The following is a 19,461-nucleotide window of genomic DNA, read 5'->3' as shown; positions in this document are numbered from 1 at the left end:
CCGCGATGGACGTGGCCGCGGCCGTCTGCCTGCTGCTGGGGGCGACGCTGGCGTTCGCGGCGGGGGTGGGCATGGTCAGGTTCCCCGGCACCCTGGCGCGCATGCACGCGGCGACCAAGCCCCAGGTGCTCGGCCTCCACCTCATCCTGCTCGCCATGTGGCTGCGCGACCCCAGCTGGAAGATCGCCGGCGTCATCGTCCTGGTCGCCGTCTACCAGGTGGTGACGGCCGCGGTGGCCGCCTACATGGTGGGAAGGGCCGCCTATCTCACCGCGAAGCCGCAGGACGACGGCGACGACGGCACGGCCGTACCGTCTCCCGGCGACGCTCGCGCCCAGTAGTGCCCTGTCAGGTGTCAGCCGAATTCACCCGATTTTTGTTACGACGGCAACCCCGCCAGGGCGCCGGCGTAGATCTCGACGGCCTCCTCGATCCGGGGAGTCTCGCAGTACTCGTCGGTGACGTGTGCCTGCTCCGGCTCCCCGGGGCCGCAGATCACGGTGGGTACTCCGCCGCAGGCGGCGGCCAGCACCGAGGCGTCGGTGAAGTAGCTGGCGGCCGGTCGGTCGCCCGGGGGGCGGGCCCCCGCGGCGAGCAGGGCCCGCACGAAGGGGTCGTCCGGGTCGGTCCACACCGAGGGCAGGTCGGTCAGCACCTCCAGCGAGGTCTCCCCGCCGAGCCTCTCCCGGAGCCGCTCGCGTAGCTCCGCGTGGTCCTGGCCGGTGACCGTGCGTATGTCGACGGTCGCCTCGGCGAGGTCGGGGACGGAGTTCACGTTGATCCCGCCGTGTACGGTCCCCACGTTCGCGGTCGGCGCGCCGAGCCAGGGGTGGGGGGGAACGCCGTGATCGAAGCGCTCGACGGCGCCGATGGCGCGGGCCAGCTTGTAGATCGCGTTGTCACCCAGGTGGGGCATCGAGCCGTGAGCGGTCCGGCCTTGGGCGGTCGCCTTCAGCCAGAGCGCGCCCTTGTGCCCGAGCAGGGCACGGTTCGCGGTGGGCTCGGCCACCAGCAGTCCCCGGGATCGGCTGACCAGCCCGCGGGCGATCATGTCGATCGCGCCCTCGCAGCCGGTCTCCTCCCCCGCGGTGAGGACGATCTCCAGCGCCACCCGGCGGCCCGGCCCGCGCGCGTGCCGCTCGGCGGCGACGACCAGCGCGGCCACTCCGGCCTTCATGTCGCTCGACCCCCGCCCGTAGAGCCGGTCGCCGTCCATCTCCGCGGCGTGCGGCTCGTGCGTCCATGCCTGGCCGCCCAGCGGAACCGTGTCGAGGTGGCCGGTGAGGGTGACGGGCATGCCCGTTCCCCACCGGGCCACCAGTCCGGTACGGCCGGGCGCGTGGTCGTGTGCCCGCACCTCGAAACCGGCGGCTTCCAGCCTGCGGGCGAGCGGCTCGGCGACCGCGGCCTCGCCGCCGCCCACCGAGTCGATCCTGATCAGCTCGCTGGTCAGTGCCACGACGTCGGTCATGTCGTTTCCTTGTCTTCCCGACCGTCCTCGGTCATGGTTCTCCGGCTCCGGCGGGGGCCACGCCCCTGGTCGCGGGTCGGCTGGTCTGCCGTACGACGAGCCGGGGGGCGATCGCGATGCGCTGCGCGGGCCGTGGATCGCCCACCCGTACCTGGTTCAGCAGGCGTACCGCCTCGGCCGCCATCTCCTCCACGGGCTGGCGCACTGTGGTGAGCGGCGGGTCGCACATCGCCGCGTGGCCGACGTCGTCGAACCCCACCACCGATATCTCCTCGGGAACCCGTACACCGCCGAGCCGCAGCGCCCGCAGCAGGCCGACCGCGATCTCGTCGTTTCCGCAGACCACCGCGTCCGGCAGGGCGTCGCCGGCGAGCAGCGCCTGCCCGGCCTCGAAGCCCCAGGCGAGGGTGAACTCGCCGAGCAGCGGCGGCAGGGAGGCGATCCCGGCACGGGCTGTGGCGAGCTGGAAGCCGGCCAGCCGCAACCTCGCGGAGGAGTTCATCAGGCGGCTGCTGACGAAGACGACGGAGCGTGCTCCTCCGGCGACCACGTGGTCGACCGCCTGGGCCAGCGCCGAGTCGTCGTCCACGCCGACCCAGTCGGCTCCGCCGCCCTCGATGTAGCGGTCCACCTGCACCAGGGGCACCTGCCGGGCCGCGTTCAGCACGGCCGGCGCGCTGGCCTCGAAGTCGCACGGGCTGATGATCAGGCCGTCCACCCGCCGGGCCAGCAGCGTGTTCAGCCGCCGGGCCTCGATCTCGGGTGTGTACAGGGAGGCGCACAACAGCAGGTCCCGCCCGGTCTCCTGGAGCTGATGCTCCACCGACTCGACGATCGTGGTGAAGAACGGGTTGCCGATGCCGGGAACGATCATGCCGATTGTTCCGGTGGTCTGGTCGCGCAGTGCCTTGGCGATGGCGTTAGGCCGGTAGCCCAGCTCGGCGGCGGCCCGGGTCACCCGCTCGGCCACCTCGGCGGTGACCTTGCGACGCCCGGACAGGGCACGCGAGGCCGAGGCCACGGAGACGCCGGCCGCTCTGGCCACGTCGTGGATTGTCACGCCCATGTTGTGTAATCGATTTCCCTGGTCGTGCTGAGGATAACCGGCCGCCTCCCCGTCATGTGAGCTCGCTCGTATGCGGGTGGTTAGCACCATAGAGCGTCCGCGGCCTTACGTCACCTTGACGTGGGTTTTCCCTGATGGCTAACATCCCCGGACATTGGTAATCGATTACCAACCCCCGCTGTATCAGCGTCTCGAAAGGCTGATTTGATGGCACGACCGACTCGCTTCACCCGCCTGACCGCCGTCACGGCGATCCTTGCCACCGGCCTGCTGGCCGCGGCATGTGGCGGCACGGACGCCTCCGACACCGCGCCCTCAGCCGACGGCGGAGAAAAGCCGAAGATCGGCCTGGTGCAGATCAACCAGCAGGCGATCTTCTTCAACGAGATGAACGCCGGTGCTCAGCAGGCCGCGCAGGAGGCGGGCGTCGACCTCACGATCTTCAACGCCAACGACGACTCCGTGAAGCAGAACGAGGCCATCGACAACTTCGTCCAGCAGCAGTTCGACGGCGTCATCGTGGTGGCCATCGACGTCGAGGGCATCAAGCCCGCCGTCAAGATCGCCAAGGACGCGGGACTGAAGGTCGTGGCCGTCGACGCGATCGTGGACTCCCCGGCGGTCGACACCCAGGTGGGCGTGGACAACGCGGCCGCGGCCAAGCAGATGGGCACGTTCGTCAACGAGTGGGCCAAGAAGCAGAATGTGGCCGCGCCGAACATCGGCGTGGTCGGCGCGCTCAACTCCTTCATCCAGAACGTGCGCAAGGACGGCTTCAACTCGACCGTCGAGGCGGCCGGCGCCAAGATCGTCCAGACCGTGGACGGGCAGAACAAGCAGGAGGCCGCCCTGGCCGCCGCCGAGAACCTGCTCACCTCGCGCTCGGACCTCACGGCCGTGTACGCCACCGGAGAGCCCGCGCTGCTCGGCACGGTGGCCGCGGTGAAGTCGCAGAACGCGAGCGACCGGGTCAAGGTCTTCGGCTGGGACCTCACCGCGGAAGTGATCGGCGGCATCGACGCCGGCTTCGTCGCCGGAGTCGTGCAGCAGGATCCCAGGACCGAGGGCTACGAGGCGGTCAAGGAGGTCAAGGCGCTGATCGGTGGCGCGCAGGCCAAGAAGACCATTGATGTGCCCGTCACGATCGTGACCCAGGAAAACGTCGACAAGTACCGTTCCACGTTCAAGTGAGCGACGGAGAGACCCCTATGACCGACTACGAGGCGACCGGCGCGGACCGTGTGGTCATGCGCGACATCCGCAAACGCTACGGGATGGTCGACGCGCTGCGCGGGGCCAATCTGCGGGTCGGTGCGGGCGAGGTGGTGGGACTGGTCGGCGACAACGCCGCCGGCAAGTCCACCCTGATGAAGGTGCTCGCGGGCACCGTCGTGCCGGACTCCGGGCAGATCGTCTTCGACGGCCGCCAGGTGTCCTTCGCCACCCCCCGCGACGCTCGCGAACTGGGGATCGAGATGGTCTACCAGGACCTCGCGCTCTGCGACGACATCGACGTGGCGGGCAATCTGTTCCTCGGCCGTGAACCGCGCCGGGCCGGTGGCCTGCTGCTGGACATCAAGCGGATGCACAAGGACGCGCGCCGGCAACTTGACGCGCTCAACATCCGGATCCCGCTCACCGACATCCCGGTGGGAGGGCTCTCCGGCGGACAGCGGCAGGCGGTCGCCATCGCCCGCGCGGTCACCTTCGGCCCCAAGCTGCTCATCCTCGACGAGCCCACGGCCGCGCTCGCCGTCGCCGAGGTCGAGACGGTGCTGGAACTGATCAAGACCGTCTCCTCCCAGGGGGTCTCGGTGATTCTGATCACCCACCGCCTCCAGGACCTGTTCCGGGTCTGCGACCGGCTCTGCGTGATGTACGAGGGGACGCTCCGCGCCGACCTCGACGCCCGCACCACCAGCCTGGAGCGGCTCGTGTCGGAGATCGTCGCCCACGACCAGCCCGAGGGAGCGCGGTCATGACCGTCACCAGTGAGAGGGTGGTCACCACCCGATCGGCCCGCCTCACCGCCCACATCGGCAGCCACGCCCAGACCATCGCCATCGGGGCCGTGCTGGTCCTGCTGCTGATCTTCTTCTCGTTCTCCGCCGACCGCTTCGCCAGCGTCGGCAACCTGCTCAACCTGATCCGGCAGATCTCCCCGACCCTGATCGTCGCGGTCGCGATGACCTTCGTGATCAGCACCGCCGGCATCGACCTGTCGGTCGGCTCGACGGTCGCGCTGTCCGGATCGTTGCTGGCGATCGTCCTGCAGCAGGGCTGGGATCCCACCCTCGCGCTCATCGCGATCCTCGCGCTCGGCGCGGCGATCGGGTTCGTCAACGGCTGGTTCTCCTCCTACCAGGGCATCCCGGCGTTCATCGTCACCTTGGCCATGCTCTCGATCCTGCGGGGCACCGCCCTGCGCGCGACCGAGGGGTACTCCACCCCGATCGACGGTGAGTTGTGGATCGTCCAGCTCGGCCAGGGCCGCATCGCCGGAGTGCCGGTGCCGGCCATCCTCGCCGTGGTGATCGCGCTGCTCGGCTGGCTGGTCCTGACCCGCACGCCGTTCGGCCGCTACGTGGTCGGTCTCGGCTCCAACGGTGAGTCGCTGCGCCGTACCGGTGTGAACACCCGCAGGATCGGGCTCACCGTCTACGTGCTGGCCGGCCTGGCCGCCGCGCTCGCCGGAGTGCTGATCGCCACCCGGCTCAGCTCCGGGTCGTCGAACGCGGGCACCGGGTTCGAGCTGGAGGTCATCACGGCCGTCGTGCTCGGCGGGACCAGTCTGTTCGGCGGACGGGCCAGCATGCTCGGCACCATCTTCGGCGCGCTCACCCTCGGCGTCATCGCCAACGGCCTGGTGCTGCTGCACGTCTCGCCGTTCTACGTGCAGATCGTGCAGGGCAGCATTCTCCTGCTGGCCATCTTCGCCAACAACAAAATGTGGGCGAGGTTCGGCGCGGTGCGGAAATGACCGGTCGGGCCGAGGCGGCGACCGCGACCACGGTGCTCGGCGAGGTGCCCGTCGCCGAGCTCGGCATCACTCTCTGCCACGAGCACCTGCGCAACAACGGCGCCAGCGCCTGGCACCCCGCCCCCGAGGGCGACGCCGAGGGTGAGCTGATCGCCGGCTCGCCGGTGCGGATGGAGTTCCTCGGCCGGCTGCGGCTGGACCCCTACCTCTCCCGCGACAACGTGTCCCTCGACGACACCGGTGTGGCGATCGAGGAGGTGGCCCGATTCGCGGCCCGTGGGGGCCGCACCGTGCTGGACGTCACCCCGGAGGGCATCGGCCGCGCCCCGGCGGAGCTGGTCCGCATCGCCCGTGCCACCGGCCTGAACATCGTGATGGGCTGCGGCTTCTACCTGGAGCGCACCCAACCGGCCCGGGTTCGTGGCATGAGCGCCGCCGACGTCGCCGACGAGATCGAGCGAGATCTGGTCGACGGCGCCGGGGGAGTACGTGCCGGGGTGATCGGGGAGATCGGGATCTCCCCGGACTTCACCCCGGCCGAGGAGAAGGTGCTGCGCGGCGCCGCCCGAGCCCAGGCCCGCACCGGCGCGCCGCTCTCGGTGCACCTGCCCGGGTGGGTACGGCACGGCCACCGGGTGCTCGACGTCGTCGCCGAGGAGGGCGGCCTCCTCACGGCCACCGTGCTGTCACACATGAACCCCAGCCTGCGTGAGCGCGACTACCAGGTGTCCCTCGCCGCCCGGGGGGCCTACCTCGGATACGACATGTGCGGCATGGACTACCTCTACCCCGGCGAGGGCCAGTCGCCGTGCGACGAGGAGAACGCCGCCGCCGTCGCCTGGCTGGTCCGCGCCGGCCTGGGCGGTCGGCTGCTGCTCTCCCAGGACGTGTTCCTCAAGACCATGCTGGTCCGGTACGGCGGAACCGGCTACGCGCACATCCTCACGCATTTCGTGCCGCGCCTGCACCAGCACGGGCTGACCCCCGAGGACACCGACCGGCTGCTCGTCGCCAACCCGCGCGAGCTCTTTACCACCCCGAAGACCCTCTGAAGGAGACGATATGACCCGCGTGCTGATCGCCGGCGAGTCGTGGATGAGCGTGTCGACCCACTACAAGGGGTTCGACGAGTTCACCACGACGACCTACCACACCGGCTTCGAGCCGCTGCGCGACGTACTGGTGGCAGACGGCATCGAGGTCGACCATCTACCCGCGCACGACGTGCCCAAGCTGTTCCCCGGGACGTCCGAGGAGCTGGCGGCCTACGACGTCGTCGTGCTCTCCGACATCGGCGCCAACAGCATCCTGCTGCACCCCGACACCTGGCTGCACAGCAGGAAGTCGGCGAACCGGCTCGACCTGCTGGCGAGCTGGGTGGAGCAGGGCGGCGGCCTGGCGATGGCCGGTGGCTACCTCAGCTTCCAGGGCATCGAGGCGAAGGCGGCCTTCCGCGGCACCCCCGTGGAGCGGGTGCTCCCCGCCCGGATCTCTCCCTACGACGACCGGGTGGAGACCCCGCAGGGTCTTCCGGGCGTCGTCGTCGATCCGGCCCATCCCATCGTGGACGGGCTGCCCTCCGACTGGCCCGACCTGCTCGGCTACAACCGCTTCGAGGTCCCCGAGGACGCCCGGCTGCTCGCCACCGTCGGCGCCGACCCGCTGCTCGCCGTACGGCAGGCGGGGGCGGGCCGCACGCTCGCCTGGGCCTCCGACATCGCCCCGCACTGGTGCCCCGAGGAGTTCGTCACCTGGGATGGTTACCGCACCCTCTTCACCCGGGCCGTGCGCTGGCTGGCGAAGGAGATCTGACATGCCGATCCCGGTGATTCTCGACTGTGATCCGGGGCACGACGACGCCCTGGCCATCCTGCTGGCGGTGGCCGACCCGGCGATCGACCTGCGCGCGGTCACCACCGTCGCCGGCAACCAGACCGTGGCGAAGACCGCCCTCAACGCGCGGCGGATGCTCAGCCTGGCGGGGGCGACCGGGGTGCCGGTCGCGGCCGGTTGCGACCGGCCGCTCGCCGGCCCGCTGGAGATCGGCGACTACGTGCACGGGGAGAGCGGGCTGGACGGCCCGGCCTTCGGCGAGCCCGACGTGCCCCTCGATCCGCGCCACGGTGTCGAGCTCATCCACGACACGCTCGCCGCCGCCGACGAGCCGGTGACGGTGGTGGCCATCGGGCCGCTGACCAACATCGCCACGCTGCTGCGCAGCCATCCCGGCGACCGCGACCGGATCCGCGAGATCGTGATCATGGGTGGCTCCACCGAGCGCGGCAACCACACGCCCTACGCCGAGTTCAACATCTACGCCGACCCGGAGGCCGCGGCGGAGGTGCTCGGCAGCGGCATCCCGACCACCTGGGTGGGGCTCAACGTCAGCCACCAGGCGCTCGTCACCGCGGACGTGCTCGACCGGATAGCCGCGCTCGGCACCCCGCTGGCCCGGGTCTGCGTGGAACTTCTCACCTTCTTCGGCTCCAGCTACCACCAGACCTGGGGATTCGAGGCGCCCCCGCTGCACGATCCGATCACCGTCGCCTACCTGATCGATCCCACGGTCCTCACCCATGTCCGGGTGGGTCTGCGGGTCGAGCTGGACGGCGCGCACACCCGGGGCGCCACCGTGGCCGACCTGCACGGCCGGATGGACTGGGAGCCCAACGCGAACGTCGGAACCGTACTCGACCGGGACCGGTTCTGGGACATCATGATCGGTGCGATCGACACCCTCGGCTGACGCTCGGACACCGGCCGGGGCCGCCACGCGCTCTTCGGCCGCCCGCGTGACACGTGGGCGGCCGAAGGCCGATGCCGTTCCCCAGCGGGCCGGTGCGCGACCTGATCATGCTGGCCGGGGGTATCAAACGGATACTCTCCCGCACCCTGCTCGGCCACATCGGCGCACCTCGCCGCGTCACCGCAGGACGACGGCAGGTGGTGGCGCCCGGTGACGCTCGCGCCTAAGGATCTCCCGGCGTACCGTGTCGGTATGCGTGAGGGACGTGCGGAGGACGCGAGAACCGAGGCCAGACGACTGATCCGTGACCTACTGGGCGAGGAGCGGCCGGACGCCGCCCTGCTGCTGGGCGAGGCGGGAGCGGCGCTGGGCGCCGACCGTGTCGCGCGTTCCGTCGAGCTCGCCCGAGGCGCCCCCCTCACCCGCAGATCCACCGAGCTCGCCGCGCTGGCCGCCCTGCTGGTCGGAACCCGCGAGCTCGGCGAGCGGTGGTGGCGGCGCGAGCGCGGCGGCAAGCTGCCCGCGCCGGACGAGGTGCTGTGGAGCTCCACCGCGATCGAACCGTGGACCGACCTGACGGTTCTGGAGATGCTCGCCGCCTGGATCGCCGACGACGCGGCGGACGAGACCTGGGGCCGCCCCGCCGCCGTCACCGACCTCAACTCCTGGCAGGCCGAGGACCGGGTCGAACTGCCGCCCGGCGCGCGCCCCGGCCAGCGGATCGTGGTCTCCTTCGACGCGGGCGGCCGCCTCGACGCGCTGGTGCTGCGCCGGGCGGACGACGAGCTCGGTTCCAACCTCGACTTCGACTCGCTGCGCTACTCCCGTCCCGCCGAGGCCCAGTGGAGCTGGGGCGTCGCCGCGGGGCTGGGCCCGCACCGGCTGGACGAGCACCCCGACCCGTACGAGCAGCCGGTCGACACCGAGGCCGCCGGAGTCCTGCACACCTGGGCGCTGCGCCAGGGCGCCTCCGCGGAACAGGCGGGTGCGGTCTGGCGCAACAGGGGCGACGTCATCGCCGCCATCGAGCGGATCGACTGGATGTGGCGCAGCGGCGAGTGGTTCGCCTGGTGGCGCGGGGTGTCGGCCCTGGTGGACGGCGAGCCGGAGCAACTGGCCGCCCGGCTGAGGGAGATCGCCGACGCCGCCTAGTGCTCCGTTCCTCAACGGAGGTCGCGAACGCGCGGCCGAAACCCCGGGGCTGTCGAGGTGGCCTTTCCTGCGTCCTGAGTCAACGTGGATCTGCGCGTCCGATGAGGAACGTCGCACTAGACGATCGCCTGCGGCGCGGAGATCAGCTGGGAGGTGCTGTCGGCTGAGAGCCGCCCGCTGCTCACCAGCGTCGACCCGAACCTGGAACGGCTGGGGCACACGGCCGCGCAACACCTGTTCGCCGCCATCGACGGGAAGGTCGCCCCGGGCATCCACACCATGCCCTGCCGGCTCGTGATCCGCGACTCCACCGCACCAGGCGGCCCTTCCTGAAAGGCGCCGGGAGCCGCCCTGGGGACAGGCCGTCCAGGCCTTCCGGTGGTCCCGCGCGGTGGCCCCCGTGGCTCCGCGCGGTGTTCCAGCCCGGTGCGGACCTCAGCCGCGGTCGGGGCCGGCGCGTAGCGCGTCGACGGCGACCCGGGCGGCCTGGCCGATCGCCAGGTCGACGTCGATGCGCCGGGTCGCGTGCAGCTGCTCGGTCCTGGCGAACACCGCCACCGCGTACCTCCCGCCGCCGGGATACTCGGCGACCCCCGCCTCCATGTGCAGGCCGGGCAGCGTCCCGGTCTTGGCGGACACCCGCACCTCCGGGGGGAACCCCGAGGCGATCCGGGTCCAGGAGATCTGCCGCGCCAGGTAGTCGCGCACCGCCGCGCACGCCTGCGGCGGTCCCGCCTCGTCGCGCCAGATCAGCCCGAGCAGCCGGGTCATCTCGCGCGCGGTGCTCGAGGTCGTGTGACCGGGGTCGAAGACCCGCAGCGCCCAGACCCGCTCGGCGGGCAGGGTCGGGAAGATCCGCGCGAACTCGGCGCCGTCCCGCGCCCCCACATCCGCGAGCATCGACTCCAGCACCTGCCTGGGCCCGCCGATCACCCGGGTGCGTCCCAGCCCCAGCTCCGCGGCCAGCATCTGGACGGTGTCCAGGCCCACCCTGCGCATCAGCAGGTCGGCGGCGGTGTTGTCGCTGACGGACATGGCGAAGTGGGCCAGGTCGCGGAGCGACAGCTCCACGTCGTCCGCGCATCCGGCGGTTCCCCAGCCGCCGAGCCTGTCCCCGGCCGTCACCAGCACGCGCTCGGCCGGGTCGAGCTGGCCGGCCGCGGCCTGGCGGGCGAACTCCAGGACCAGCAGCACCTTGAAGATCGAGGCGATCACCACCTGCTCGTCGGCGCGTACCCCGACCGCACGCCCCCCGGTGATGTCCAGCGCGTGCAGATGACCGTCCAGGCCGGCCGCCGCGAAGATCTCCGCTATCCGTTCCTCTGTCGACACACCCGCAACGCTATCCAGGCCCGCCGGATGTCTGTGAAGCACGGTCGTCCATGCCTGGGGAGATCCGACGGATCTCGGGGGATGAAGGCGCGCGCGGACGATCGCCTATCGTGGCGCCGTGGACCTTTCCCGGCACCTGCGGCATTTCCTCGTCGTCGCCGAAGAACTGCACTTCGGCCATGCCGCGGAGGTGCTCGGCATCGCCCAGCCGCCGCTCAGCCAGTCGATCCAGCGACTGGAGCGCGAGCTCGGCGCCGAGTTGTTCGACCGCTCGCGCCGCCAGATCGAGCTCACGGCGGCGGGCCGGCTTCTCGTCGGGGAGGCCAGGCGGTTCCTCGCGGGCGAGGAGCGCCTGCGGACGATGATGCGCCAGGCCGGTGAAGGCGAGCTGGGAACCCTCCGGGTCGGGGTGCCCCCGGAGATCCCGGCCGTGGCACTCCACGCCCTGCTGCGGCGCGTCACCGAGGACACCCCGGGGCTACACCTGGAGCTCCAAGAGCTCACGGTCCCGGAACAGCTCCGCCGCCTGGCCTCCGCCCAGCTCGACGCGGGCCTCGTGCACCACCCCGTCGATGCCCCCGGTCTGCTGTACGGCCCTGTCGTGAAGATCCCGCTGGGCGTGGTGCTGCCACGCACCTCCCCCCTGGCAGTGGTACGGCCGGAACCGGGGGCGCGGCGGCCGGGATCGCGGCCGTGGGAGATCGAGCTGGCCGACCTCACCGGGCACGACCTCGTCGTCTTCCCCCGCGAGACCTTCCCGGCCTGGTACGACCACCTGCTCGACGTCTGCCGCACGAAAGGTTTCTCCCCGGTACGGCTCCGGCACGCCCGCAACCCGGAGTTCCTGCTGGGACTGGTGCTGGCGGGCCACGGGGTGGCGTTCGAGCAGGAGGCGATGGCGCGCAGGGAGCCACGGGTGATCTGGCGCCCCCTGGCCGGCGACCCGCTCCAGCGGGGGATATGCGTCGCCTGGCCGGAACGGTCGGCCCACCCGGCGGCCACTCGCTTCGCCGTGCTGGCCGCCGAGGTCCTCGCCCGGCACGGCACCGCCGGGACACCGCCGCCGGCCCTCGGAGTGGCACCGTCGACCGAGCCTCGCCCCTGGTCCATCGTCTACGCGCCCTGACCCCCTTCCGGCCGCCGGCCTGGTTGTCATATCGGCCCGGCGCTGACCGCATCCGGCCACTGCCCGGCGGTCACGGTCGGCCGGTTCTGCCCCTGCTGCCGAGGGAACCTGGCGACGCAAAGAATGCTCTACCAGGACAAGACCGTGTCTCTATCGACGGCCGACGAGCACGGGTGTAGACAAAGATTAATTGATACCAAAAAAGGTGACAAATTAACCCTTGTTGGCTCAGGGAACACTGGTAGGAGATCCCGCGTCATGTGCGGGTCATCGGACAGATGGACGCGGTGACGCAGGCGGGGCCACCCACCAGAACCTGGTCGCGTTGGAGCGCACGAAGTGCCGGCGCGGATGCGAAGGCGAGATTCCATGAAGCCGGCGCGAGCCGGCCGGGAAAGTCGTCCGTGCCATCTCCCTCTGAGCCGGGAGTCCTTCCCGCAGCCAATCAAGATCGGAGCAAGACCGTGTGCCAGCACATACCCCCCTGTCCGTCCGCGGACGCTTTTGACCATGAGGCGGCGCGTCTCGTGGTCTCCTACCCAGAGCAGGGGTGGGGGCTGCTCTGCAACGGCGTGGTGGTCTTCGATGACACCGGGGAGCTTATGCCCGACGGACGTAGCATTCCCGCCCATCGCGACATTCCCGCCCAGCACAGCCACTGCGTCGGGGCGGCATGAGGGCTTCGGCCTCCCAGACGGCCGCCGGCCCGCCCTCTCGTCGGGGGAGGGTGCCCCGGCGGCTCTTTTCCGTCCCGGTCCCGGTGCCCGGGACATGGCGGCCCGCGAAGGTCGGGTGACGATGCGTCGGATCCAGACCCGCAGGCGGTCACGGTCCTCCGCCCGGCTCACCCTGGACCTGCGGACTCCGGCGGGCAGGCGGTTGTCGTACTGACCCCGCCTCACCAGGTGTGGGCGATACCGCGGAATGAGCGGCCCTTCGCGCCGGTTGCAGCGGTATGTGAAGGTTGAAATCTACTCAGACGTCGTCTGTCCCTGGTGCTACATCGGTCATGCCCGCTTCGCCCGCGCCGTCGAGCGCTACCGGGCCAAGGGCGGGGAGGTGGAGGTCGAGTTCAGGCCGTTCCAGCTCGCGCCGGACGCGAAGTCCACCGGCGAGCTCACACTCACCTGGGCCGCGAAGAAGTTCGGCGGGGCCGAGCAGGCCGCGCAGATGTTCGGGAGAGTGGGCGGGGTCGCCGCGGAGGACGGGCTGGTGCTGGACTTCGACCACGCGATCCAGGCCAACACCTTCGACGCGCACCGCCTCATCCGGCTCGCCGGAGAGCAGGGCAAGGGGGAGGAGGCGCTGTACGCGCTCTTCCGGGCGCACTTCACCGACGGTCTCGACGTCGGCTCGCGCGAGGTGCTCGCCAAGCTGGCCGGGGAACTCGGCGTACGGGCGGACCTCGACGGTGCGGACGGCGCGGCGGCGGTGCGGGAGGAGCTGGCCCAGGCCCGTGCCATCGGCGTCAGCTCGGTACCGCTCTTCCTGTTCGAGGGCCAGTTCGCCGTCTCCGGCGCCCAGCCCGAGGACACCCTGCTCGCCGCCCTGGAAGAGGTCGCCGAGCGCACCGGGCAGTCACCGGCCGGCGGGAACGCCTGCGATGACGAGGGATACTGCGCCGTCTGACGACGCCGGGCCCGCGCGGGGGAGGTCAGCCGGGAAGACCGGGCAGGCCGAGCTCGCCGGAGCGGTGGTGGCGGCGGCACAGGACCTGGTAGCGGATCGGAGCGGCGCCGGTGTCGCCGATGACCACCTGCTCGCCGGTACGGGTCATGCTGCCGCCGACCACCCGGGCGTTCAGCCGCCCGGGGCGCCCGCACCAGCACAGGACCTCGACCTGGAGGCGGTTGATCTCGTCGGCCAGCTCGAAGAGCCGCTGGGCGGCGGGGAACATCCGCGAGCGGAAGTCCGAGGCCAGGCCGAAGGCGTAGACGTCGACGCCGTGGTCGTCGGTGAGGTCGGCGAGCTGCTCGATCTGGGCGACCGTGTAGAAGCACGCCTCGTCGCAGATGACGTAGTCGATGGGCTGGTGCGCGCGGACCAGGTCCACCAGGTCCAGGTCGTCGTCGACCTCGACGGCCTCGCTGCCCAGGCCGATCCGGCTGGTGACCTGCGCGCTGCCCGAGCGGTCGTGTTTGGTGAGCACCAGGCCGCGCCTGCCCTGGCGGCCGTGGTTGTAGTTCATCTGCAGGGCCAGGGTGGACTTGCCGCAGTCCATCGGGCCGAAGTAGAAGCGCAGCACCCCGTCCCGGGAGACGGCGGGAACGGCGGAGAGGGCAGACGTTTCGGTCACGGGGCGCCAGCCTAGTACTTCTGGCGTGGTCAGCGATCTCCACCCCTGGTGACCGGTTTGTCGCTTTCGTTGGCCCTGTGATCCCTGCGGTGCCGGGGAGTCGACGGGGCTCGGCCGGTGGGTCAGAGCAGGCCGCTCTCGATTCGTGATCTTCATGTTTTGTAACGGTCCATCCTTGGACATCCGCCTGAAAGGTCATGGTCTGCGATCGAGGGTGAAGGACGGGAGGTACGAGGGGGTTTAGAGGGAAGATCCGCTGGTAGGGGTGGGTGGTCCCTGGCTGGCATAGCCTGACTGGGCTTGACTTGGCTTGACCGTGAAAAGCATGGGAGATTCCCTTTGGCATATCGGAAAGTGGGAGAACCAGTGACGACCACCAACAAGACCGTTCCACCTCTCGGCAAGACCCCGGCCACCCTGACCTCCGGCCCCTCCAGCGCGGAGACCACGGAGATACCGGTGGCGCTCGCGGCGATGATGAGCGAGGACGAGGCCGTCGCCGCCCAGGCCGAGGCGGCTCGCTGGCGGTACGGGTTCTACGTCGTCATCGTGGGGCTCGTGGTCATCCTGATCGGTTTCGCGGTGATCACGCTGCGCGGGGGCGACACGACCGCGCCGTTCGCCGGGCTCGTCGGCGTCTCGGGCGCGATCATCGGCGCCTACTTCGGCGTGCAGATCGGCCAGTCCGGCAAGGACAGGGTCGAGGCCGAACTGCGCCGTACGAACGAGATCGCCATCCGCCTCGCCGCCAAGGTCCACGCGCACGACGCCGACTCGGTGATCAACACCACCATGGGTCCCCGGCGCCGCTAGAACGCGCACCGCGGACCTCCGGCAGGGCCGGCCTCCGGCAGGGCCGGCCCTTCGCGTCTCCGCGGACGTTCACCGGTACTCACCCCTCCGCTCCCGCCAACACTGCCCAAGGATCGGGCGTAGCTTCGGCAGGGTCCGCCGATTTGCGGATTCGCCGGGACTGGGTAGACACGGGGGCATGCGCAGCGTCCGTATCGGGGTCGACACCGGGGGCACGTTCACAGACGTGGTCGCGGTGGACGAGCAGACCGGTGAGATCACCACGACCAAGACTCCCTCCACCCCCGCCAACCCAGCCGACGGGTTCATGGAGGGGGTATGGAAGGTCCTCAGAAAGGCGGCCGGGGCCGAGGAGGTGACCCTGGAAGCCGTGTCGGCGGTGGTGCACGGCACCACGGTCGCCACCAACCAGCTCCTTGAGGACCGGATCGCCGACCTGGGCTTCGTCACCACCGAGGGTTTCGAGTTCATCCTGGAGATCGCCCGCCAGAGCGTGCCCGACGGCTACGGCAACTCCTATTTCTGGGTGAAGCCGCCCCGCATCGTCCCGGTGCACCGGGTCAGGACCGTCGGCGGGCGCCTGGACCACACCGGGGCCGAGGTGCGGCCGTTCGACGAGGAGCAGGCCGTCGAGACGGCCCGGTGGTTCCGCGACCGCGGTATCACCGCGATCGGCGTCTGCTTCCTGCACTCGTACGCCAACCCCGCCCACGAGCTGCGCATGCGGGAGGTCCTGGAACGGGAGCACCCGGACGCGGTCGTCTCGATCTCGTGCGACGTGCTGCGCGAGTACCGCGAGTACGAGCGCTCGGTCACCACGCTGGTCGACGCCGCGGTCAAACCGACGATGCGCCGCTACATCGCCAACCTGGCCGAACGTCTGGGAGAGGCGAACGAGACGGGGGAGGGCCTGCCGTTCTCCGTGATGAAGAGCAACGGCGGTGTGCTCTCCGCGGCCGAGGTGGTGCACCAGCCGATCACCACGGTGCTCTCCGGACCGGCCGCGGGCGCGCTCGGCGCCGCGCTGATCGCCGCCACCGCCGGGCACCCCTCGGTGATCACCCTGGACGGCGGCGGCACCTCCACCGACGTCGCGGTGGTCGTCGACGGGGAGCCGTCGCTGACCACCGAGGGCAGCATCGGCCGCTACCCGTGCAAGATCCCGATGATCGACATCGTGACCGTCGGCGCGGGCGGCGGCTCCATCGCGTGGATCTCTCCGGAGGGCACGCTGAAGGTCGGGCCCAGGTCCGCGGGGGCCGACCCGGGGCCGCTCTGCTACGGCCGGGGCGGCACCGAGGTCACCGTCACCGACGCGCACGTCTTCCTCGGCCGGGTTCCGGCGCACCTGCTCGGCGGGGAGATCCCGCTGGACGCCGACGCCGCCCGGCAGGGGATCGAGGCGCTCGCGGGCAAGATCGGACTGACTCCCGAACGGACCGCGACGGGCATCCTGGAGATCAGCGCGTTCAACCAGTCGAACGCCATCCGCCAGATCACCGTCAAGCGCGGCCTGGACGTGCGCGACTTCCCCATGGTCGCCTTCGGCGGCTCGGGACCGCTACTGGTCTGCAGGCTCATCGACATCCTCGGCCTGCCCTCGGTGATCGTCCCGCCCGACCCCGGCAACGTCTCGGCGTTCGGGCTGCTCACCGTGGACGTCAAGAACGACTACGTGCGCACCTTCGTCACCCGAGACCTCTCGTTCGCGGCCGCCGCGGAGATCTTCGGCGAGCTGGAGGGACAGGCGGCCTCGGCCCTGGACCGCGAGGGTTTCGCAGGAAAGGCGCACGTCTACGCGCGCAGCGCCGACCTGCGCTACTACGGCCAGGCCTACGAGGTCAGGGTGACGGCCCCGGCCGGACCGCTGGACGAGGCGTGGCGGGCCGAGGTGCTGGACCGCTTCCACACCGAGCACCACAAGCTCTACGGGTACGGCTACCGCGACGACCCCCGGCACGGCGTCGAGTGGGTCAACCTCCGGGTCTCCGGTATCGGCCCGATCACCCGCCCCGCCATCGGACGCCGGCCGCACGGCACCAGCCGGCCCGAGCCGGTCGCCTTCCGTGAGGTCTGTTACGACGAGTGGGGCAGCACCCCGATCCACCGCCGCGCCGACCTGGCGGCCGGAGCGGAGATCAGCGGTCCCGCGGTCATCGAGGAGTACGGCTCCACACTGCCGGTCCACCCCGGCTTCACCGCGACCATGGACGAGTTCGGAAACCTGGAGGTGCGCCGTGGAGCGGACGCGAATGGCTGACCCGGTACTGGTGGAGATCGTCGAGGGAACGCTCGCGTCCGTGGAGATGGAGGTCGAGACGGCCATCGCCCGTACCGCCCGCTCGCCCATGATCCGCGACGCGCACGACTTCCGCGCGGGCATCCACGACGTACGGCTGCGCAAGCTGACCGGCAGGTCCTACTCGGCGCTGGTCCAGCCGATCGTCAGGGACTTCCCGATCGCCGAGATGAAGCCCGGCGACGTGTTCTTCCACAACGACGTCTACCTGTCCGAGGGGGGCATCGGGCACCTGCCCGACCTGTGCGTGACGGTCCCGGTCTTTCACGGCGGGGAGGTCGTCGCCTTCGTGCAGGCGTTCGGCCACCATGACGACATCGGCGGGGGCGTGCCCGGCTCCATGCCGAGCAACGCGCGCAGCGTGTTCGAGGAGGGGCTGATGGTCCCGCCGATCAAACTGTGGGACGAGGGCGTGCCCAACCGGGCGGCGCTCACCATCATGACCCGGAACTCGCGGATGCCCGACTCGCTGGCCGGAGACCTGGACGCCGAGTGCTCGGCCTGCCTGATGGGCGCGCGGCGGCTGGGCGAGCTGTTCGACCGGTACGGGCGCGAGGCGGTCGAGGCGTGCTTCGACGCGATCATTTCCAACACCACCGAGACGTTCCGCAGGGAACTGCTGGCCAAGATCCCCGAGGGCACCCACGTGTGGGAGGACTACGCCGAGCACGACGGGGTGGACGCCCCCCGCCTGCACACCCAGCGGATAACCCTCACCGTCGACCACTCCGCGCCGGTGCCGCTGGTCATCGACTTCACCGGCACCTCGCCGCAGGCCAAGGGGCCGATCAACCACGCGGGCGACTACGCCGACGGGGTGTTCCTGAAGAAGTGGCTGGCGCCGATCCTGCGCAACCTGGCCGACACCCCCGAGCGGATGGCCGAACTCGACGTCAACGAGGGCGTCGTGCCGCTCATCGAGATGCGGTTCCCGCAGAAGGGCACCCTGCTCACCCCGATCTTCCCGGCCCCCACCAACGCCCGTACCTTCGTGATCCTGCGCCTGCTGGGCGTGCTGGCCGGGGTGCTGGCCAAGGCGACCGGCGGCCGGATGCCCGCCGACCAGGAGACCATCCGCTACACCGGCGTCTACGGCGACGGCCTGGACGGCACCCCGTACCTGATGCGTGAGGTCCTCGGCGGCGGCTCGGGCGGCCGGTGGTACGCGGACGGGGAGGACACCATCCACGTGGTGCCCGACTCGCGCAACATCCCGGTCGAGTTCGCCGAGTCCCGCTGGCCCTTCCGGGTCGAGCGGCTCGGCCTGGCCCGCGACTCCGGCGGTCCCGGCCTCTACCGGGGCGGTCTCGGCTACGACAAGCACCTGCGGATGCTCCGCGACGCCTCGTTCATGTCCATCGCCGACCGCTCGATCCTGTCCTGCTGGGGGGTGAACGGCGGCCGGGCCGGAAAACCCTTCGTCGTGGAGATCGACGGGACGGAGATGGAGGGCCTGGTGGACGACTCGCCGGTCCGGGCGGGCGAGATCATTCGGGTCCGCACCACCGGCGGTGGCGGCTGGGGTTCTCCACTGGACCGCGATCCCGCCCTGGTGGCCGCCGACGTCCGCGACGGCAAGGTCTCGGCGGACGGCGCCCGCGACGACTACGGGGTCGTCCTGTCCGGTCCCCGCGACGATCCGCAGGTGGACGCCGAGGCCACCGAGATCCGCCGCGCGGAACTGCGCGCCCTGGTCACCGACGACCTACCCTTCTTCGACCGGGGCCCGGGTTTCCCGCCCCTGTCCGGTGGCCTGCCGTACGCGGAGGTGGACCTCGTGTAGCCGAGCGGGTGTACCGCCCGCATCGGCGTTCCGCTCCGGGAGCCCCCGGCAGAGGTGAAGGCCGGGCCGTCACCTCCCGGCCTCGCCTCACGGTCCCCATCAGGTCGATCGGGAGATGGGAGACACCCCGCTACGACGGCCGTGAGGACCACGGCCGGCCCGTCCTGGCGATCGCCCCTCCCCCGGCAGCACGCCGGGGGAGGGGCCCGGCGAGTTCGTGTGCCGGGCCGCAGAGGTGCTAAACTGAGAGCAGTTGCGGTTGTGGTACCCATGAAACTCTGTGTGCACCTGACGGATGACCTTCAGGTGCATTTTTGTTTTCCCGGTCATCTCCGGATGGGCTCATCGCGGCGACGCGGGATCCGCGCGGTGCGGATTCCGGCTCTGCCCCCTATCG

General features: G+C 70.8%; 20 protein-coding genes. 16 read left to right on the top strand and 4 right to left on the bottom strand.

Features of this window, described 5'->3' with window-relative positions; translation table 11 throughout:
* Positions 1–5 precede the first annotated feature (5 nt).
* Complete coding sequence (mnhG, locus tag ACQP0P_RS32140; protein ID WP_037972312.1) at positions 6–341, top strand: monovalent cation/H(+) antiporter subunit G; 336 nt, start codon at positions 6–8, stop codon at positions 339–341.
* 38 nt (positions 342–379) lie between these two features.
* Here the strand turns inward: mnhG and ACQP0P_RS32135 are convergent, their stop codons facing one another.
* Both ACQP0P_RS32135 and ACQP0P_RS32130 read right to left on the bottom strand, forming a co-directional pair.
* Complete coding sequence (locus ACQP0P_RS32135) at positions 380–1,471, bottom strand: M20 family metallopeptidase (protein WP_433361886.1); 1,092 nt, start codon at positions 1,469–1,471, stop codon at positions 380–382.
* A 31-nt stretch (positions 1,472–1,502) separates the two neighbouring features.
* The gene (locus ACQP0P_RS32130; RefSeq protein ID WP_433361883.1) at positions 1,503–2,537 is read right to left on the bottom strand and encodes a LacI family DNA-binding transcriptional regulator; all 1,035 of its coding nucleotides are present in this window, start codon (positions 2,535–2,537) and stop codon (positions 1,503–1,505) included.
* A 207-nt stretch (positions 2,538–2,744) separates the two neighbouring features.
* Between ACQP0P_RS32130 and ACQP0P_RS32125 the strand changes: the two genes are divergently transcribed.
* From ACQP0P_RS32125 to ACQP0P_RS32085, 9 genes are all read left to right on the top strand, one after another.
* The gene (locus tag ACQP0P_RS32125; protein WP_433361880.1) at positions 2,745–3,728 is read left to right on the top strand and encodes a substrate-binding domain-containing protein; all 984 of its coding nucleotides are present in this window, start codon (positions 2,745–2,747) and stop codon (positions 3,726–3,728) included.
* Positions 3,729–3,745: 17 nt separating this feature from the next.
* Complete coding sequence (locus tag ACQP0P_RS32120) at positions 3,746–4,519, top strand: ATP-binding cassette domain-containing protein (RefSeq protein WP_433361877.1); 774 nt, start codon at positions 3,746–3,748, stop codon at positions 4,517–4,519.
* Positions 4,516–5,517, top strand: coding sequence for an ABC transporter permease (locus ACQP0P_RS32115; RefSeq protein WP_433361874.1), 1,002 nt, complete (start codon positions 4,516–4,518; stop codon positions 5,515–5,517). Before ACQP0P_RS32120 ends, ACQP0P_RS32115 begins: the two co-directional genes overlap by 4 nt.
* The gene (locus tag ACQP0P_RS32110) at positions 5,514–6,569 is read left to right on the top strand and encodes a phosphotriesterase family protein (protein WP_433361871.1); all 1,056 of its coding nucleotides are present in this window, start codon (positions 5,514–5,516) and stop codon (positions 6,567–6,569) included. Before ACQP0P_RS32115 ends, ACQP0P_RS32110 begins: the two co-directional genes overlap by 4 nt.
* A gap of 10 nt (positions 6,570–6,579) precedes the next feature.
* Positions 6,580–7,329 carry a glutamine amidotransferase gene (locus ACQP0P_RS32105; RefSeq protein ID WP_433361868.1) on the top strand — a complete coding sequence of 250 codons (750 nt, stop codon included), beginning with the start codon at positions 6,580–6,582 and terminating at the stop codon, positions 7,327–7,329.
* A gap of 1 nt (position 7,330) precedes the next feature.
* A complete protein-coding gene (locus tag ACQP0P_RS32100) occupies positions 7,331–8,263 on the top strand; it encodes a nucleoside hydrolase (RefSeq protein WP_433361865.1) in 933 nt (310 codons plus the stop codon).
* 71 nt (positions 8,264–8,334) lie between these two features.
* A complete protein-coding gene (locus ACQP0P_RS32095; protein WP_433361862.1) occupies positions 8,335–8,490 on the top strand; it encodes a hypothetical protein in 156 nt (51 codons plus the stop codon).
* Between the two features lie 25 nt (positions 8,491–8,515).
* Complete coding sequence (locus ACQP0P_RS32090; protein WP_433361859.1) at positions 8,516–9,415, top strand: hypothetical protein; 900 nt, start codon at positions 8,516–8,518, stop codon at positions 9,413–9,415.
* Positions 9,416–9,568: 153 nt separating this feature from the next.
* A complete protein-coding gene (locus ACQP0P_RS32085; protein ID WP_433361856.1) occupies positions 9,569–9,748 on the top strand; it encodes a substrate-binding domain-containing protein in 180 nt (59 codons plus the stop codon).
* A gap of 102 nt (positions 9,749–9,850) precedes the next feature.
* On the opposite strand, the gene ACQP0P_RS32080 is transcribed toward ACQP0P_RS32085, so the two are convergent.
* Positions 9,851–10,747 (bottom strand): serine hydrolase, encoded by an 897-nt coding sequence (locus tag ACQP0P_RS32080; protein WP_433361854.1) that lies wholly within the window; start codon positions 10,745–10,747, stop codon positions 9,851–9,853.
* A 118-nt stretch (positions 10,748–10,865) separates the two neighbouring features.
* Here ACQP0P_RS32080 and ACQP0P_RS32075 point away from each other — a divergent pair, with 118 nt between their 5' ends.
* From ACQP0P_RS32075 to ACQP0P_RS32065, 3 genes are all read left to right on the top strand, one after another.
* Entirely contained in the window at positions 10,866–11,873 is a 1,008-nt protein-coding gene (locus ACQP0P_RS32075; protein ID WP_433361851.1) for a LysR family transcriptional regulator, read from the top strand.
* A gap of 464 nt (positions 11,874–12,337) precedes the next feature.
* On the top strand, positions 12,338–12,550 hold the full coding sequence (locus ACQP0P_RS32070; protein ID WP_433361849.1) for a DUF5999 family protein: 213 nt from the start codon (positions 12,338–12,340) through the stop codon (positions 12,548–12,550).
* 280 nt (positions 12,551–12,830) lie between these two features.
* Positions 12,831–13,502 (top strand): DsbA family oxidoreductase, encoded by a 672-nt coding sequence (locus ACQP0P_RS32065; protein ID WP_433361846.1) that lies wholly within the window; start codon positions 12,831–12,833, stop codon positions 13,500–13,502.
* Between the two features lie 25 nt (positions 13,503–13,527).
* Here the strand turns inward: ACQP0P_RS32065 and ACQP0P_RS32060 are convergent, their stop codons facing one another.
* Positions 13,528–14,169, bottom strand: coding sequence for a thymidine kinase (locus ACQP0P_RS32060; protein WP_433361843.1), 642 nt, complete (start codon positions 14,167–14,169; stop codon positions 13,528–13,530).
* Positions 14,170–14,535: 366 nt separating this feature from the next.
* Here ACQP0P_RS32060 and ACQP0P_RS32055 point away from each other — a divergent pair, with 366 nt between their 5' ends.
* The 3 genes from ACQP0P_RS32055 (at position 14,536) to ACQP0P_RS32045 (ending at position 19,064) form a co-directional block, all read left to right on the top strand.
* Positions 14,536–14,982: a hypothetical protein gene (locus ACQP0P_RS32055; RefSeq protein ID WP_433361840.1), complete on the top strand. Its 447-nt coding sequence runs from the start codon at positions 14,536–14,538 to the stop codon at positions 14,980–14,982.
* A gap of 178 nt (positions 14,983–15,160) precedes the next feature.
* Entirely contained in the window at positions 15,161–17,242 is a 2,082-nt protein-coding gene (locus ACQP0P_RS32050) for a hydantoinase/oxoprolinase family protein (protein WP_433361837.1), read from the top strand.
* Positions 17,235–19,064, top strand: coding sequence for a hydantoinase B/oxoprolinase family protein (locus tag ACQP0P_RS32045; RefSeq protein WP_433361834.1), 1,830 nt, complete (start codon positions 17,235–17,237; stop codon positions 19,062–19,064). The genes ACQP0P_RS32050 and ACQP0P_RS32045 overlap by 8 nt, the downstream gene beginning before the upstream one ends.
* Positions 19,065–19,461: the final 397 nt, after the last annotated feature.

Source organism: Streptosporangium sp. CA-115845 (assembly GCF_050943795.1).
GTDB lineage: Bacteria > Actinomycetota > Actinomycetes > Streptosporangiales > Streptosporangiaceae > Streptosporangium.
This window is presented reverse-complemented; position numbering and strand designations above follow the sequence as displayed.

Coding starts and splice junctions, on each gene's coding strand:
- ACQP0P_RS32130 (WP_433361883.1), bottom strand. CDS start 2,537: ATGGGCGTGACAATCCACGACGTGGCCAGAGCGGCCGGCGTCTCCGTG.
- ACQP0P_RS32110 (WP_433361871.1), top strand. CDS start 5,514: ATGACCGGTCGGGCCGAGGCGGCGACCGCGACCACGGTGCTCGGCGAG.
- ACQP0P_RS32115 (WP_433361874.1), top strand. CDS start 4,516: ATGACCGTCACCAGTGAGAGGGTGGTCACCACCCGATCGGCCCGCCTC.
- ACQP0P_RS32125 (WP_433361880.1), top strand. CDS start 2,745: ATGGCACGACCGACTCGCTTCACCCGCCTGACCGCCGTCACGGCGATC.
- ACQP0P_RS32090 (WP_433361859.1), top strand. CDS start 8,516: ATGCGTGAGGGACGTGCGGAGGACGCGAGAACCGAGGCCAGACGACTG.
- ACQP0P_RS32050 (WP_433361837.1), top strand. CDS start 15,161: ATGCGCAGCGTCCGTATCGGGGTCGACACCGGGGGCACGTTCACAGAC.
- ACQP0P_RS32120 (WP_433361877.1), top strand. CDS start 3,746: ATGACCGACTACGAGGCGACCGGCGCGGACCGTGTGGTCATGCGCGAC.
- mnhG (WP_037972312.1), top strand. CDS start 6: ATGGACGTGGCCGCGGCCGTCTGCCTGCTGCTGGGGGCGACGCTGGCG.
- ACQP0P_RS32045 (WP_433361834.1), top strand. CDS start 17,235: ATGGCTGACCCGGTACTGGTGGAGATCGTCGAGGGAACGCTCGCGTCC.
- ACQP0P_RS32095 (WP_433361862.1), top strand. CDS start 8,335: ATGCCGTTCCCCAGCGGGCCGGTGCGCGACCTGATCATGCTGGCCGGG.
- ACQP0P_RS32105 (WP_433361868.1), top strand. CDS start 6,580: ATGACCCGCGTGCTGATCGCCGGCGAGTCGTGGATGAGCGTGTCGACC.
- ACQP0P_RS32100 (WP_433361865.1), top strand. CDS start 7,331: ATGCCGATCCCGGTGATTCTCGACTGTGATCCGGGGCACGACGACGCC.
- ACQP0P_RS32135 (WP_433361886.1), bottom strand. CDS start 1,471: ATGACCGACGTCGTGGCACTGACCAGCGAGCTGATCAGGATCGACTCG.